13 protein-coding genes, 1 tRNA gene and 1 pseudogene are annotated in these 15968 nt (G+C 66.7%); 6 read left to right on the forward strand and 9 right to left on the reverse strand.

The features are described 5' to 3' along the window. Together AD89_RS20185 and AD89_RS0114430 are read left to right on the forward strand one after the other, a co-directional pair. Positions 1 to 390, forward strand: a 390-nt coding sequence (locus AD89_RS20185; RefSeq protein WP_025780057.1) for a hypothetical protein, incomplete at its 5' end; no start/stop codon positions are given. Then, entirely contained in the window at positions 390 to 1673 is a 1284-nt protein-coding gene (locus AD89_RS0114430; RefSeq protein ID WP_025780059.1) for a polyprenyl synthetase family protein, read from the forward strand. The genes AD89_RS20185 and AD89_RS0114430, both read left to right, overlap by 1 nt. A 42-nt stretch (positions 1674 to 1715) precedes the next feature. On the opposite strand, the gene AD89_RS0114435 is transcribed toward AD89_RS0114430, so the two are convergent. Continuing rightward, a complete protein-coding gene (locus AD89_RS0114435) occupies positions 1716 to 2066 on the reverse strand; it encodes an Rv2175c family DNA-binding protein (protein ID WP_025780061.1) in 351 nt (116 codons plus the stop codon). A 130-nt stretch (positions 2067 to 2196) separates the two neighbouring features. Here AD89_RS0114435 and AD89_RS0114440 point away from each other — a divergent pair, with 130 nt between their 5' ends. Together AD89_RS0114440 and AD89_RS0114445 are read left to right on the forward strand one after the other, a co-directional pair. Then, positions 2197 to 3297: a lytic transglycosylase gene (locus tag AD89_RS0114440; RefSeq protein ID WP_025780063.1), complete on the forward strand. Its 1101-nt coding sequence runs from the start codon at positions 2197 to 2199 to the stop codon at positions 3295 to 3297. Continuing rightward, on the forward strand, positions 3294 to 5396 hold the full coding sequence (locus tag AD89_RS0114445) for a protein kinase domain-containing protein (RefSeq protein ID WP_025780065.1): 2103 nt from the start codon (positions 3294 to 3296) through the stop codon (positions 5394 to 5396). Before AD89_RS0114440 ends, AD89_RS0114445 begins: the two co-directional genes overlap by 4 nt. Before the next feature lie 135 nt (positions 5397 to 5531). Here the strand turns inward: AD89_RS0114445 and AD89_RS0114450 are convergent, their stop codons facing one another. The 4 genes from AD89_RS0114450 to gcvH are packed head-to-tail and all read right to left on the reverse strand — an operon-like array spanning position 5532 to position 8850. Continuing rightward, on the reverse strand, positions 5532 to 6926 hold the full coding sequence (locus AD89_RS0114450) for a class II 3-deoxy-7-phosphoheptulonate synthase (RefSeq protein ID WP_025780067.1): 1395 nt from the start codon (positions 6924 to 6926) through the stop codon (positions 5532 to 5534). A 10-nt stretch (positions 6927 to 6936) separates the two neighbouring features. Then, on the reverse strand, positions 6937 to 7422 hold the full coding sequence (locus tag AD89_RS0114455; RefSeq protein WP_025780069.1) for a bifunctional nuclease family protein: 486 nt from the start codon (positions 7420 to 7422) through the stop codon (positions 6937 to 6939). A gap of 10 nt (positions 7423 to 7432) precedes the next feature. Next, positions 7433 to 8446, reverse strand: a complete 1014-nt coding sequence (locus tag AD89_RS20575) for an FHA domain-containing protein (RefSeq protein WP_025780071.1) — start codon at positions 8444 to 8446, stop codon at positions 7433 to 7435. Further along, entirely contained in the window at positions 8446 to 8850 is a 405-nt protein-coding gene (gene gcvH / locus AD89_RS0114465; protein ID WP_025780073.1) for a glycine cleavage system protein GcvH, read from the reverse strand. Before gcvH ends, AD89_RS20575 begins: the two co-directional genes overlap by 1 nt. A gap of 230 nt (positions 8851 to 9080) precedes the next feature. Here gcvH and AD89_RS0114470 point away from each other — a divergent pair. Beyond that, a tRNA-Pro gene (locus tag AD89_RS0114470) sits at positions 9081 to 9157 on the forward strand. A gap of 84 nt (positions 9158 to 9241) precedes the next feature. On the opposite strand, the gene AD89_RS0114475 is transcribed toward AD89_RS0114470, so the two are convergent. From AD89_RS0114475 to AD89_RS0114490, 4 genes are all read right to left on the reverse strand, one after another. Continuing rightward, on the reverse strand, positions 9242 to 10480 hold the full coding sequence (locus AD89_RS0114475) for an MFS transporter (protein ID WP_025780074.1): 1239 nt from the start codon (positions 10478 to 10480) through the stop codon (positions 9242 to 9244). Continuing rightward, complete coding sequence (locus AD89_RS0114480; RefSeq protein WP_025780075.1) at positions 10477 to 11868, reverse strand: sodium:proton antiporter; 1392 nt, start codon at positions 11866 to 11868, stop codon at positions 10477 to 10479. Before AD89_RS0114480 ends, AD89_RS0114475 begins: the two co-directional genes overlap by 4 nt. A 219-nt stretch (positions 11869 to 12087) precedes the next feature. Continuing rightward, complete coding sequence (locus AD89_RS0114485; protein ID WP_025780077.1) at positions 12088 to 12591, reverse strand: DedA family protein; 504 nt, start codon at positions 12589 to 12591, stop codon at positions 12088 to 12090. Positions 12592 to 12851: 260 nt separating this feature from the next. Beyond that, the gene (locus tag AD89_RS0114490; RefSeq protein WP_025780079.1) at positions 12852 to 14066 is read right to left on the reverse strand and encodes a metal-dependent hydrolase family protein; all 1215 of its coding nucleotides are present in this window, start codon (positions 14064 to 14066) and stop codon (positions 12852 to 12854) included. A 148-nt stretch (positions 14067 to 14214) separates the two neighbouring features. Here AD89_RS0114490 and AD89_RS0114495 point away from each other — a divergent pair. Continuing rightward, positions 14215 to 15966 (forward strand): annotated as a pseudogene (locus AD89_RS0114495) (amino acid adenylation domain-containing protein); the annotation flags it as partial. Positions 15967 to 15968: the final 2 nt, after the last annotated feature.

Raw genomic sequence — 15968 nt, forward strand, 5'->3', positions numbered from 1 at the left:
TCGGCCGAAGCGTCGACCGAGGCCACGGGTTCGGATCCTGATACATCGAACGATGTCAAGGATCTGCCCGAGTACATCAAGCCGTACCCGGATTCCGAGGTGCTCTCCGCGTCGATCGTCAAGGCCCACAACGACAAGGACAAGAAGCTGCCCGAACAGGTCAGCCTCACCCTCCGCGCCGAGGCCGATGCCAAGGACGTCTTCGCGTTCTACGAGAAGGAGCTCGGCAAGGCCGACTTCGAACGCCTCGGGGATGAGGTGAAGACGAAGAGCGCCCGTGTGGTCAACTTCAAACACAAGGACAATGACAGCGTCCTCGTCGTCACGGTCGCCGAGGATTCCGAGGACAAGGCGAATTCGATCGTCACCGTCGGCGGAAACATCGGTTGATGACCTCACATCGTTCTGCGACGCCCGGAGACTCCCCCGAGTCCGCTCCGTCCGCTGCGCCCTCGTCGACGGCCGCGCCCTCGTCGTCCGCGGCGACGGGTGCCCCTCCCGCCGTCGTCGAGTCCCTCGACTCTCCCGAATCCATCGCCGCCGAGGTGTCAGTCCAGCTCGAGGCCTTCCTCGCCGAGAAGGCCGCAGAGTTCGAGGCGATCTCACCCGATGCGACAGCGATCGGCGACGCTCTCATCGAGTTCACCCGCGGCGGCAAGAGGATCCGTCCCGTCCTGCTGTGGTGGGGCTTCCAGCTCGCCGGCGGAGACGTCCGCGCCGGCGCGGACACCGGCCCCTCCGCCGACGTCATCGCGGGCCTGGCCCAGGCGGCAGGGTCGCTCGAGCTGCTCCATGCCGCCGCGCTCATCCATGATGACGTCATCGACAATTCGGACACCCGGCGCGGCCGGCCCGCCCTGCACCGTCAGTTCGAGGCCCGCCATCAGCGCTCCGGCTTCCACGGCGACGGCGCCTCCTTCGGGGTCTCCGCCTCCATCGTCATCGGCGATATCTGCCTGGCCCTGAGCGAGGAGCTCTTCGAACGCTCGCAGGAGAGCCTGGGCGACAGCGCCTCGGCACGCGAACTGCGCGCGGTCGTGCGCCGCGACGTCATGGTCGGCCAGTACCTCGATGTGCTCGCCGAGGTCATCCCCCTCGGCGACGCCCGGATCGCCGATCGCGCGTGGGAGGTGCTCAGCTTCAAGTCCGCGAAGTATTCGGTCGAGCAGCCGCTCCTGCTCGGCGCGGCCCTGGCGGGAGCGGACGATCGGCAGCTGGCGGAGATCTCCGCTTTCGGTCTTCCCCTCGGTCAGGCGTTCCAGCTGCGCGACGATGTCCTCGGCATCGCCGGTGACCCCGAGGCCACGGGCAAACCCGCCGGCGACGACATCCGCGAGGGCAAGCGGACCGTGCTCATCGCCGAGACGGCCTCTCGGATCCCAGCGGACCGGCTCGAGGTCCTCGCCGCACGGTTGGGCGATCCGGATCTCACCGACGCCGAGGTGGCCGAATGCGTCGGCATGATCACGGACTCGGGCGGTCTCGCCGCCGTCGAATCCTTCATCGCGGACAAACATGCCCACGCGGCGACGATCGTCGATACGTGGGCAGGAGACGGCGCGGCGACCGATTCAGCGACCGGGGCGGCCGCCTCGGCGCCAGTGCGCATCGGTCCGGCCGCACAGGAGCGGCTCAAGGCATTCGCGAGGGCGCTGAGCTACCGCTCCAGCTGAACCCGACGAACGGGCCTGCTCACCTCGAGCGGGCGGCGCAGATCAGAACGCCAGCGCCTGAGCGCGGCGGCGGACTTCCTTCTTGTTGCCGGCGCGAAGCAGGTCGATGGGCCGGCCCGGCAGGGAATCGTCGTGGGTGAAGAGCCACACGATGGCTTCCTCGTAGTCGAATCCGGCGTCGTAGAGGGTATGCAGAGTGCCCTTGAGCGGTTTGACGACCTCACCGTCGACGAAGAAGGCCAACGGGACCCGCAGAACCTTCGGATCGCCGATCTTGATTCCGCAGATGGCGCCGTCTTCGAGCAGCCTCCGTACCTGGGAGATGCCGAGCCCGGTGAGTTCTGCGATGTCGGGCAGCGGGGCCCAGTCCTGAACGAGTTCTTCGGTATTCACGCCCCCAAGCGTAGCAATATTCGGCAGAAACACCCCGCCATGCGGCGCCGAATGCTCGGGTCGAGCCCGCCCACTCGTTAGGCTGGGAATCGCAGCTTCCCCCATTCGACATGAAGTCAACAGGTGACAGATGACACGACCGCGACGGCACAGGCCCGTCACCGCCGCTCCTGACATCCGCGCCGCATCGAAGGTGAATTCGACCGGTCCGATCCCAGGAGCCGAACGGGTCGACCCCGAAAACGAATCCCCCACCGAGGTGGCCCCCACCACCGAATCCGACCACGACTCCGATGACGACGCGGACACGGCTGCCAGCACCGGCCCACAGTGGATCTCGGGGACCGCGAGTGCGACCGTGCCCGTCTCCCACGGCGGCCGCACCTACAAGGTCAAGCAGGGCGACACCCTCTACGCGGTGGCCAGCAAACACGGCGTCTCCGTACCCGCACTGGCCGAACTCAACCGCATCTCGCCGCGTCAGAACCTTCACCAAGGGCAGGTTCTGTCTCTGCCGGAGAAGAACGATCTGCCCGATGATGATCCCTCGCACGTCGTCGCCCCCGGTGAGACCCTGCAGGGAATCGCCGCGCGCCACGGAATCTCTCCGGCAACCCTGCGGCGGGCAAACGCCATGGGCGATGACTCGCTCATCACGGTCGGTGAACTCCTCCTGTTGCGCCCGTCGACGGCGCGCCCGCGTCGCACCGCACCCGAAGCCCCGCGTGACATCCCCCGCGTCGCCGCCGGCGCGCAGGTCGAGGGCATCCGCCCCGCGGTGCTCCACGCGGCACGGCTGAACAAATACACCCTGCTGCACCGTCGCCATCCGGCACCGGCGCAGGCGAAGCTGCTCGTCGCCTCGCTGGCCGCCGAGCTCGGTGCCGATCCTGCCCTCATGCAGGCCGTCGCCGCTGCCGAATCCGGTTTCCAGCACACGACCGTCTCGGCCGGCAATGCGATCGGCATCATGCAGATCACTCCCCGTTCCGGTCGCTGGGCGTCCGATATCGTCGGCCGCGGACTCGATCTGCTCGACATCGAAGACAATATCGTCGCCGGCACCGTCATCCTCGGCTGGCTGATGGAAACCGCCGAGTCGGAGAACGAAGCCATCGCCGGCTACTACCAGGACCTGCGCTCGGTTCGCGCCGACGGACTGCTGCCGGAGACGAAGGCCTTCGTCCGCGGTGTCCAGCTGCAGCGTGCACGTCTGCAGGAGGCCCTGTGACAGCCCGCCGAGATCCCCTCATCGGCACGGTGCTCAACGACCGATACCGCATCGATGCCAAGATCGCCCGCGGCGGCATGGCCATGGTCTACCGCGGCACCGACCTGCGTCTCGACCGTGAGATCGCGATCAAGGTCATGCACGAACACCTCATCTCCGATGACACCTTCGTCGAACGCTTCCGCCGGGAGGCCATCAACGCCGGTCGCCTCACCCACCCGAACCTCGTGGCCATCCATGATCAGGCCCGCGACGGCGATATCGTCTACCTCGTCATGGAGTACCTGCCGTCGGTGACGCTGCGCCGTGAGCTCAAGCACCGCGGCAGCTTCACCCCCAGACAGGCGATCGTCGTTCTCGACGCGATCCTCGCCGCACTCGAGGCTGTGCATTCGACGGGCATCATCCACCGTGACCTCAAACCCGACAATGTGCTGCTGGGCACCGATGGACAGGTCAAGCTCGCCGACTTCGGTCTGGCGCGCGCCGTGACCACGGCGACGACGACGAAGACCCTCATCGGCACCGTCGGCTATGTTGCACCTGAGCTCGTCACCCGGGCCGGAGCCGATGCCCGCACCGACCTGTACACGGTCGGCATCATGTTCTACGAGATGCTCACCGGCGCTCAGCCCTACACCGACGATGTGCCGATCCAGGTCGCCTACCGGCACGTCCACGACACGGTTCCGCCGCCGTCGGAGGTCGTTGCCCGCCTGAGCCCGCGCCTGGACGCGCTCGTGCTGTGGGCGACGTCGAAAGATCCCGAGGACCGCCCTGCCGATGCCGCCGAGTTCCGACTGGCGTTGGCCGAAGCACGTGCGGAGATGACCGAGGCCGAGCTCGACCTCGGAGATCCGCAGGTCTCGGCCGGTGAGCATTCTCCCATGCTCACCGCGAGCATCGATCTCGGCGAGGAAGTGCCGAAGGAGAAGCGCTCCCGCACCGACGAGATCCCGTATCTCGAAGGCGAAGAAGAGGACGACGCCGAGGCGGACACCGGTGACACCGATCCCGACGAAGGAGACGACGACCCGGACGATGCCGCCGCAGCGCCTGCCATGACTGCGGCCGGAGCCGTCGGTGGCGGTGCCGCAGCGGCAGCAGCCGGAGTCGGCGCCACCGCCGACTCCCCCGACTCCGATGCTGCGGACTCCGCCGTTGCCGACGAGCCTGCCGACTCGGACGATTCCGGTGATCGAGACGACTCCGAGGCCGAGCAGGAATCGGAGGATTCGGAATCCGATCGGCGTGGCCCGGCTGCGGTCGTCGCCGGCTCCGCGGCCGCCTCGGCGAGTCAGTCCCCTGTCCGACGTCGCCGACGTCGCGTGCTGACGGGACTCGTCGCCGTCGTCGCGGTTCTCGCTCTGGTCGCCTGGTTCGTCATCGCGAACCTGCCGGCACCGACCTCCATCGTCCCCGGCGAACTCGCCGGCAAACCCGTGGACGAGGTCACCTCGCGGTTGGAGGACAACGACCTCAGGGCCGAGCCCAAGGAGGTCTTCGACGACAAGGTGCCCGCCGGTACGGTCATCGGCACCGAACCCGTCAGCGGTGCAGAGCTCGCCCCCGACTCATCCGTCACGGTCGTCGTGTCCAAAGGTGAGGAGAAGTTCGCTGTGCCGAAGCTCCCAGGCATGAGCCGCGACGAAGCAGAGGACGCGCTGCAGAAGGTCAACCTCGCCGTCGGCAAGGTCGAGGAGGAGTACAGCGACACGGTCGCCGAGGACACCGTCATCTCGGCGTCGCAGAAAGCCGGGACGAAGCTGTCGAAGGGCGAGAAGATCGACCTGGTCGTGTCCAAGGGCGTCGCTCCGATCCCGGTTCCCAACGTCGAGGGGCTGACCTTCGACGCTGCCTATGCGACCTTGGCCAAGCGCGGATTCCGCGTCGGCAAGGACGAGGTGTTCTCCGACGACGTGCCCAAGGGCAAGGTCGTCTCTCAGTACCCGAAGAGCACCGAGGCGAAGCCGGCGAATTCGCTCATCATCGTCCGCGTCTCCAAGGGCAAGGAGAAGACGGACGACTCCGATTCGAAGGATGACAAGAAGGACGATTCGGCGGACACGAAGTCCGAGGACGAGAAGAAGGACGACTGAGCCACATCGGACTCGTCGGTCAGGCACGACGATCAGTCGGACGACGATTCCCGTCGGCCGAACGCGTGGCCACAGAGATGCCGGGGGCTGCGCAGAATCTCTGCGCAGCCCCCGGCATTGTGTCAGCTGTGGCCGTTACTTCCGGCGAGTCAGGTATTCGGCGACCTGGAAGGCCATCTCCAGCGACTGATCGTGGTTGAGACGCGGGTCGACGAGGGTCTCATAGCGGCGACGCAGACCTTCGTCGTCGATCTCCGTGGCTCCGCCCATGATCTCGGTGACGTCATCACCGGTGAGTTCGATGTGCAGACCACCGGGGATCGTGCCCGCATCGGCATGGGCGGTGAAGAATCCCTCGACCTCGGCCATGACGTCTTCGAAGCGACGGGTCTTGTACCCGGTGTTCGAAGTGATCGTATTGCCGTGCATCGGGTCGCAGACCCAGGTCACGTGCGGCAGGCGGTCGCCGATTCCCGACAGCAGAGCCGGCAGCGACTCACCGATCTGGCCGGCACCCATGCGGGTGACGAAGGTCAGGCGGCCCGGCTCGGCGTCCGGATCGAGCTTCTCCGCCAGCGCCAGAGCGTCGTCTGCCGTGGCCGTCGGCCCGAGCTTGACGCCGATGGGGTTGCGCACCTTCGACAGGAAGTCGACGTGGGCACCGTCGATCTCGCGGGTGCGCTCACCGATCCACAGGAAGTGGCCGGAGACGTCGTAGGCTTCACCGGTGCGCGAGTCGATGCGGGTCAGTGCCCGTTCGTATTCGAGCAGCAGCGCCTCGTGGGCGGCGTAGAACTCGGTGGTCTTGAGCGCGTCGAAGTCGGCTCCGCAGGCATCCATGAAGCGGATGGCACGATCGATCTCGGCAGCGGTCTGCTCGTAGCGCTGGTAGCCGGGATTCGAGGCGAGGAAACCGCGGTTCCAATCGTGGACGAACCGCAGATCGGCGAAGCCGCCCTGGGTGAACGCACGGATGAGATTCAGCGTGGAGGCGGAGATGTGGTACGCCTTGAGCAGACGCTCCGGATCGTGACGGCGGGATTCCTCGGTGAACTCGTAGCCGTTGACGATATCGCCGCGGAACGACGGCAGGGTGACCCCCTCGCGGGTCTCCGTATCGGCCGAACGCGGCTTCGCGAACTGACCGGCCATCCGGCCGATCTTCACCACGGGCATCGAACCGCCGTAGGTGAGCACGGCCGCCATCTGCAGAACCGTCTGGACTCGGGCCCGGATCTTGTCCGCCTGGGCGCCGTCGAAGGATTCGGCGCAGTCTCCTCCGGCCAGCACGAAGGCCTCACCGCGTGAGGCGGCGGCGATCCGCTGCTTGAGCACATCGGCCTCACCGGCGAAGACCAGCGGAGGAGAGCTGCGCAGGTCGGTGAGCACCTCGTCGAGTGCGGCACTGTCGAGATACGTCGGCTGCTGCTTCGGATCCATCTCTCGCCAGTCGTCGAGACCGCGGAGATTGTCGTGGCCGGCAGCGGCGATTTCTCTGTTGGACAGGACCGGATCGGTGTGGAGACTCACTGTTTCACTTTCATGGGTTTTCGGTACCGGTCTCGAAATCCTCGGCCGAGACGTTGTCGAGGAAGTCTCTGAACTGTGCGACTTCCTCTTCATCGGCCTCGGGGGCTTCGATTCCGGACTCTTCAAGCAGTTGTGTTTCGACGAAGACGGGGCAGTGCGCTGTCAGCGCCAGAGTCACCGCGTCCGAGGGGCGCGCGGAGATCGACTTCCCGTCGTTCGTGTGCAGCTCGGCCAGGAAGATCTGACCGTCCTTGCCGGTGATCGTCACATCCTGCAGCTCGGCGTCGTACTTCTCGAGGACGTCGAGCAGCAGAGCATGCGACATGGGGCGCGGCGGGGTCAGCCCCCGCTGCGCGATCGACAGCGCATTGGCCTCGATCGCACCGACCCAGATCGGCAGGTAGTAGGCAGGTTCGCTGGCCTTGAGCAGCAGAATCGGCTGGTTGGCTGGCATTTCGATGCGGACGCCGACAACCTCGACTTCGACTTTTGACATCATCCCCCGGTCAGGAGCGCGGACGCTGCTGGAAGATCATTCGGAACTTGCCGATCTGCACATCGGCTCCGTTCTGCAGGTCGATGGAGTCGATGAGCTGACGCCCCACATAGGTGCCGTTGAGCGAGCCCGTGTCGCGCAGCGTGAAACCGCTGGGCGTACGGATGAACTCGGCATGCTTGCGCGAGACGGTGACGTCATCGAGGAAGATGTCGGCGTTCGGGCTGCGGCCCACCGTGACCACATCGGTGTCGAGCAGAATCTGCGAACCGGAGTCCGGCCCGGAGACGACGACGAGCAGAGCATCGGCGTCCTGCAGACCTTCGAGGTCGGGCACCGGGTGGATCTCACCGGTATGCGGATCCAGGATTCCCTGGAACTGCTGGCTGCCCGAATCATTCATCGGATCCTGACCGCCGCCCGACGGCGCACCCTGTGGCTGACCGGACTGGGGCTGACCGTACTGGCCGGGGCCGGGCTGGCTGCCCTGCTGCTGGTTGGGATCGAACTGACCGTACTGGCCGGCGCCGTTCGAGCCGTACTGCGGCTGGCCGCCCTGCTGCGGCTGGTTTCCGTACTGCTGCTGACCTTGGCTGCCCTGGGGCTGGCCGGATTGCGGCTGGCCGAAGTTCTGCGGCGGATACTGATTCTGCTGAGGCTGATATTGGGGCTGGCCCTGGCTGCCCTGTCCCTGTCCGGCATAGGGCTGGTTGGCCGGCTGGGACGCACCATAGTTCTGCCCGGCCTGCGGGGTGCCGCCGTAGTGCTGTCCGCCCTGCGGGGTGCCCCCGTAGTGCTGTCCGTTGCCGTACTGCGGCGCCTGCGGGGCTCCGTCAGCCGGCTGCTGCGTAACGGGCGGGGTGTTCCCCTGGCCGTTCTGGTCGACCTGAGGGTTCATCCGAGTCGCCGACTCGTCACCGCCGTTGCCGGCTCCGAAAGGGAACTTCTTCGACTGCGGGACCTGCCCGTTGTCATACCAGGGCTGCGAGGGGGTCGGACGATTCTGATCGTGATTCTGCGACATTACGCCTCCTCGCTCTGAATGAGCTCTTCGTACGCTTCGCTGTCCATCAGCGATTCGAGCTGTGCGGGGTCACTGAGTTCGACGAGATACATCCACCCGTCCTCGAAGGGCGACGAGTTCACGGTCTCAGGTGAATCGTCGAGCGAGTCGTTGACGTCGGTGACGGTCCCCGACACAGGTGCGATCAGGTCGGAGACACTCTTCGTGCTCTCGACTTCACCACAGGACTCCCCTGCGGTGACCGAATCCCCGGCTTCAGGCAGGTCGACATAGACGACGTCACCCAGCTGTTCCTGGGCGAAATCAGTGATACCCACACGGACTACTGCGTTGTCTTCCGTGGTCGCAACCCACTCGTGGTCGCGTGAGTACCGCAAAGATACTGGATAATCCAGATCTGCCATGTCGACTCCTCTAGTTTGTCGGTGTACCAAGCATAGCCGCCTGAGCCACGTTCATAACAATCACGAAACGGAAATGTTACCGAGTCAGCCTGACAGGCCACTGCATGTCCCGCTTCTTCGGTATCCACCTGGGATGATACCTGTTTTTCGAAGGTCACGGAACGCGGTTTTGGCAGTTGACCCCCGATCGGTATAAGCTAGTCCTCGTTGCCCACGAGGGAGTACGGTAACGGGCTATGGCGCAGCTTGGTAGCGCGCTTCACTGGGGGTGAAGAGGTCGTGGGTTCAAATCCCGCTAGCCCGACCACCAGGGTCACCACCCGCTTCTGAGAGAATGTGCCGCCACTTCGTCCATACGAAGGAGCGGCACGTTTTTCGTTGCCTGAGAAGATCATCGTTCATCGCTTCTCACGCCCAGGCGGTGCGCGAAGACCATCGTCACGATGCCGATGAGCACGAGGACGCCCAGACCCCATCGCAGTCCGGCTCCTGCGGCGACGACCCCGACCAGCGGACTCGTGCCGAGGTAGCCGACTCGCATCAGCCAGTTCACCAGCGTCACTCCCCCGGCCCGCCCGACGCCGGGCAGTCGACCGGCGGCGCCGAGCGCACCGGGCACGAGCGTCGCCGAGCCGAATCCGAGCGCCCCCATCGCGACGAGCAGCAGAATCGGCTCCTGGGCCGCGATGACGCCGACCCCGCCCACGGCGATGAGTCCGCCCCCGAGGCGCGCGATCCGGCCGGCCCCGAACTTCGCCACGAGCACGTCTCCACTGAATCGTCCGAGGCATTGGCTGCCGATGACGATGCTGAAGGCGATCCCCGCCGAGGCGGCCGGAACGTCCGCGAGCTCGACCGCGGCCAGCCCCGCCCAGTTGTTCGCAATGTCTTCGACCGCGGCGCCGCAGATCGCTACGATCGCCAGCGGCAGCGCCGCCGCCATGATCGCTCGCTTCGAGCGGCCCGCCGCCCCGTCTCCGCCGCGTCTCCCACCGTCGAGACCGGAGCCGCTCTGCTCGGCAGTACGGGAGTCCGTTTCGCTCCCACTCGCCGAATCGGCATCGGAGCCGGCGATCCGCCTCGGTGAGGCAGAGCCGCCGATGAGGCGCCGTCCCACGAGGGTGACGAGCACGGTCGTGACGCCGATGAGCGCCAGCCACGCCCGCATGTCGGCGCCGGAGCTGGCGGCCGCGGTCGCAGCGGCTCCGCTGAGCAGTCCGCCGAGACTCCACAGCGCATGCATCGATGACAGGATCGTGCGGCCTGATCTCTCCTGGACGGAGATGCCGACGACGTTCTGCGCGACGTCGACGATCGCATCGCAGCAACCCAGCAGGAGCAGACACATCGCCATCATCACGCCATTGACCGACCAGACCGTCGCGCAGGCGGCCGCACCGAGCATCACAGTCCCTCCGATGACGACTCGATGGGCTCCGAACCGGGTGATGAGCGCGGCAGGCAGGGCCGAGGACAGCAGCGACCCGACGGCGAAGCAGGCGACGACAAGGCCGAACTGCCAGGAACTCAGCCCGAGTCGGTCGACCAGCAGCGGATACCACGGCAGGAGAGCCGCGAAGACGGCCCCGTTGCCGGTGAAGTAGAGCCCGACTCCGGCCGCGGCCCTCATTCTGTCTCGACGATGGTCGCTGCGCGCAGGTCTCGCCCGGCCTGTCCGAGGATCACGAGCGCGAGAAGGACTCCGAGCAGGCTCCACCACAGCGAGTCGGTCATGAAGACGAGCACCATCGAGGCGAGGATCGGGACGAGGCGGCGCAGCGACCACCACACATAGCCGCCGAAGCTCGGCATCGCCACGTTCGCCGAATCCGCGACGGATTTGACCATGAAGTTCGGCCCGTTGCCGATGTAGGTGATGGCCCCGCCCATGACGGCACCGAGCGAGACCGCGATGAGCAGCGTCTCGGACACTCCCGCCACTCGCGGTTCGCCCGGCACCTGAGCGGCCATCTCGAAGAAGGTGACATAGGTCGGGGCGTTGTCGAGGACGGAGGAGAGACCGCCGGTGAAGACAAATAGGGAGATCTCGCCCAGCGGGATCTTGTGGGCGACCTGGCCGAGGTAGGCCAGGGCCGGCATCATCGTGAGGAAGATGCCGATGAAGAGCGCTCCGACCTCGAGGATCGGCGTCCACGTGAACTTGTTGAGGTTGAACCGGGCACCGCGATCACCGAGGAGGAACGATGTCGCCGCGGACACGAGCATGACCAGCTCGCGCCACGGCACGAAGTCCGAAGCACTCGCATGTCCTGTGTCGATCGCGTGCAGGTCGACCGAGGGGATGAACGCGACGGCGACGATGATGATCGCCAGGAACAGCAGACCGCTGGCACCGCGCAGGCTGATTTTCGTCGCATGCTCGGCGTCCTTGGCCAGGGCCTCGACCGGTTCCTTCGCATACATCTTCGTATCGAGGGCGAAGTAGCTGATGAGCAGCAGAGCATTGACGAACAGCCAGTACGGCCACAGCCCGAACGTCCATTCGAAGGGGACCCCACGCAGCATGCCGAGGAACAGCGGCGGATCGCCCAGCGGTGTGAGCAGACCACCGCAGTTCGCGACGATGAAGATCGTAAAGATGACCGTGTGGGTGCGGTGCCTGCGGTCCTGGTTCGTGTTGAGGATCGGGCGGATGAGCAGCATCGCCGCGCCCGTGGTGCCGATGAACGAGGCGAGCACACCGCCGACGGCGAGGAAGATCGTGTTGTTCCGCGGTGTCGCCTTGATGTCGCCGACGAGGAAGATCCCGCCCGAGGCGACGAAGAGGCTGCCGATGAGCATGATGAATTGGAAGTACTCGAGCAGCGCGTGGATGACGGTCGCCGACTCCCCGCTGAGCAGGAACCACACGGCGATCGGCACGCCGAGGACGAGGGCGACGATGAGCTTGACGAGGTTGCGGTCCCAGATCGTCTCCGTAGCCGGGATGAGCGGGAGCACCGCGATGCATCCGAGAAGCAGAACGAACGGAATGATGCTCCACCAGGCCACGACCATCCGGGGACTCCTTCACTCACTGTCGACGAGCAGACTCGTCCCATCGACCCTGACGCTGTCCCACTTTACTGAATTCGTACACTGTTTCGGATCACGGCCTGCCACACGGACACCGAGAACTGCGGACCACGGACCTTCAGTCGGACCAAGGGCCTTCAGTCGGCCGCCAGCTGCCGGCGAAGGCCCGCCAGTTCGCCGCCGGCTGCGGGCGAAGGCCCGTCAGTTCGCCGAGGCGGTGGTCGACTCTTCGGCGGGGTCGCGGTCCCTGCGCAGTCCGATGAGCAGACCGATGATCGCGATGACGAACACGAGTCCCAGCCCGACGGTCAGTCCAGGTTCGGCCCGGTAGGCCCGCGCCACCGCTGTGAAGCCGAGGAACCCGACGGTCGAGTAGATGAGCGCCCACAGCGATCCGCCCACGACGAGCGCCGGGATGTAGCGGCGGTAACGCATCCCCGTGGTTCCGGCCGCGAGGTTGACCACCGTCTGCAGCCCGACGGTGAGGAAGCTCAGTGCCACGACGGGAGCCCCGAAGCGGTCGATCGTGTCCTCGGCGCGGCGGTATTTGGGCCCGGCCATGATCCTCTCGACCCGGGCGAATCGGCGGATTCCCCTGCGTGCGAAGCGACCGAGCAGGAAGGTGCCGCCGGCGCGGCAGATGATGATGCCGAACATGATCAGCCAGGTCACGGCGATCGGGAACGACCAGTCGAGCGGATTCATCGGTGCGGGCCACTCCTCCCTCCGGGCGTTCTCGCCGCAGTGACGTGCTGCGGACTGATGGATCGGTCGCTCCCATCATAGCCTCATGAGGTTAGGTTTGCCTCACTGAACATTCGGTCGAGACCGATCTCACTCGCCGAGGCGGCTCCGATCTCACTCGCCGAGGCGGCTGTGCCCTCGCAGCCGGACGATCCGGGGGTACCGCCTCGGCGACGTTGCTCGTCGGCGATCCTCGGCGACGATGCTCGTCGGTCAACCGCTCAGACGAGCGCACCGTCGAGGTAGACGGAGTTGACCCGGTCCTCGATTCCGCGGACGTCGGCTGTGCGCAGGTCACCGTCCACGACGACGAGGTCGGCCGGTCCGCCCTCGCTGATCCGCCCGGCCTGATCGTCGTCGAGCAGCCGGGCCGCCACGGACGTTCCGGCGGCGAGCGCCTCCGTCGTCGACAGTCCCACCTCGGCCAGCAGGCTGATCTCTTCGAGGTTCTGCCCGTGTGGGCCGACTCCGGCATCGGTGCCCAGGGCGATCGGGACTCCCGCCTCGTGGGCCCGGGCGATCGACTCCTGGTGGGCGTCGACGACGCGACGGGCTTTGTCCACGACGGAGGCGGGCAGACCGGCCCCGGCATCGGCGGCCTTGATGACGGCCTGCGGAGCCTGCAGGGTCGGGACGAGGTAGGTGCCGTGCTCACGCATGAGGTCGATGGCTTCGTTGTCGAGGTAGATGCCGTGTTCGATCGACCGCACCCCGGCGCGCACGGCGTTCTTGATTCCCGGTGCGCCCTGCGCGTGGGACATCACATGGGCACCTTGGGCGGCCGCCTCGGCGACGATGACGGAGATCTCGGCTTCTGTGAACTGCGAGTGCCGCGGGTCGTCCCGCGGGGACAGCACTCCCCCGGTCGAACAGATCTTGATGTGGTCGGCCCCGGCCCGCAGCAGCTCCCGGGCCTTCTTCTGCACCTCTTCGAGTCCGTCGGCGACTCCCGACGGCCGGCCCGGGTGCGGGGCCAGGAACGGGGATTCGGCTCCGGAGACGAGGTGGAAGTCCCCGTGCCCGCCGGTCTGGGACATGATGTTCACGGCGATCGTCAGTCGCGGACCGCGCACCACACCGGTCTCGACGGCGACTTTCGCGCCGAGATCGGTGCCGCCGGCGTCGCGCACGGTCGTCACTCCGCCCTTGAGGGTGGCTTCCATATTCTTCACCGAGTTATAGAACTGCAGCGAGAACGGATCGTGGAAGTTCGAGGTGGCTGCCGCGCCGGAGCTCGTGAGGTGGACGTGGCAGTCGATGACTCCGGGAATGATCGTCTGTCCCGTGCAGTCGATGTGGTTGTCTCCGGCGTTGTGCGAGCCCTGCCCTCCTTCGGTCACCGCGGCGATCCGACCTCCGTCGACGACGACGTCCCGGGTGCCGGGCAGGAAGCGGGTTCCGTCGAAGACTGTAGCGTGGGTGAGTACTGTGACCATGGGCGTGCTCCTCATCATTGAAAGTCAGCTGGTCGACCGTGGACGGTCGTCTACTCACATCTATCACGGACGACCGCTCCGTGACGATCTGCACGCTGATCACGAGAACGCTGACGATAGGATCGGACCGCTGAACCGGAACGCGCACATGAGGCGTCCCGACCCGAGTTCACGTCCGCGACACCTTCATCGGCTACGTTCACCGGCGGTGCCGGTCGCCCCGGCACCAGTCAGCGCCCGATCGCCCCGGAAGACAGGTGAATACGCACCGCAGTTCCCATCCCCCGTACGTCCCCGTGAGGACCGCACCCTCATCGACGTCCTCCTCGAGTCGGCCGCTGCTCATCCCGATCAGCCTGCCCTCGACGACGGCGCTCGGGTGCTCAGCTACTCTGAGCTCATCACCGCGATCCGCGATCTCGCCCTGGAGATGGCCGCTGCCGGAATCGGGCCCGGGGACAAGGTCGGCATCCGTGTCCCCTCGGGGTCCGTGGACCTGTACCTGGCGATACTGTCCACGCTCATGCTCGGCGCGGCCTACGTTCCCGTCGATGTCGACGACCCGGATGAACGCGCGCGCACCGTCTTCGCCGAGGCGGCCGTGACCGGGGTGATCACCGCCGGACCACACATCGAATCCCGCACCGACCGCGGGCCCCTCGATCGCTCGGAGCTGCGGTCGCCCACTCCCGATGACGACTGCTGGGTGATCTTCACCTCCGGATCGACGGGCACCCCGAAGGGCGTTGCCGTCACTCACCGTTCGGCGGCGGCCTTCGTCGACGCGGAGGCGGCCCTGTTCTGTGTCGAGGAGCCGCTGGGATCCGGCGATCGCGTGCTGGCCGGACTATCCGTGGCCTTCGACGCCAGCTGTGAGGAGATGTGGCTGGCGTGGAGGCGCGGCGCGTGCTTGGTCCCGGCCCCACGTGCACTGGTGAAGTCCGGGATGGATCTGGGTCCGTGGCTGTCATCGCGGCAGATCACCGTCGTCTCGACCGTGCCGACCCTGGCCGCACTGTGGCCGGCGGAGAGTCTCGACAACGTCCGCCTCCTCATCTTCGGCGGAGAGGCCTGCCCGCCCGAGCTCGGCCGCCGGCTGCGCGACGACGACCGCGAGGTGTGGAACACCTATGGCCCCACCGAGGCGACCGTCGTCGCCTGTGCGGCCATGCTCGACGGGTCCGAGCCGGTGCGCATCGGCCTGCCCCTCAAGGGCTGGGACCTCGCCGTCGTCGATGCCGCGGGAGTACCCGTCGCCGCAGGCGAGACCGGCGAACTCATCATCGGCGGGGTCGGACTGGCCCGCTACCTCGATCCGGCGAAGGACGCCGAGAAGTTCGCCCCCATGCCGAGCCTCGGCTGGGACCGGGCGTACCGGTCCGGCGACCTCGTCGTCAACGATCCGGCCGGGCTCATCTTCGTCGGCCGTGCCGATGAGCAGATCAAGCTCGGCGGCAGGCGCATCGAACTCGGCGAGATCGATGCCGCCCTGCAGGCCCTGCCCGGTGTCGAGGGAGCCGCGGCCGCGGTGAAGAAGACCGCGGCCGGCACGGACGTCCTCATCGGCTATCTCGCCCCCGGTGCCGGTGCCGGCGAGGCCGACCTTCCCGATTGGGAGGCGCGGCTGCGCGACGAACTGCCGGCCGCGCTCGTTCCCCGTCTGGCTCTCGTCGCGGACCTGCCCACGAAGACCTCCGGCAAGGTCGACCGCAATGCCCTGCCCTGGCCGCTCGACGCGGGCACCGAGGCGGCCGGATCCGATGAGGTCTTCGACCAGGACACGGAGTGGGTCGGGCAGCAGTGGGCCGCGGTCCTCGGTGCCCGTCCGGGCAGCGATACGGACTTCTTCACCGCCGGCGGCGGTTCCCTGGGTCGGCCCCTACCCGTTCGACGTCTACGACG

Origin of the sequence: Brevibacterium sp. VCM10 (assembly GCF_000583215.1) — a bacterium.
Lineage (GTDB): Bacteria > Actinomycetota > Actinomycetes > Actinomycetales > Brevibacteriaceae > Brevibacterium > Brevibacterium linens.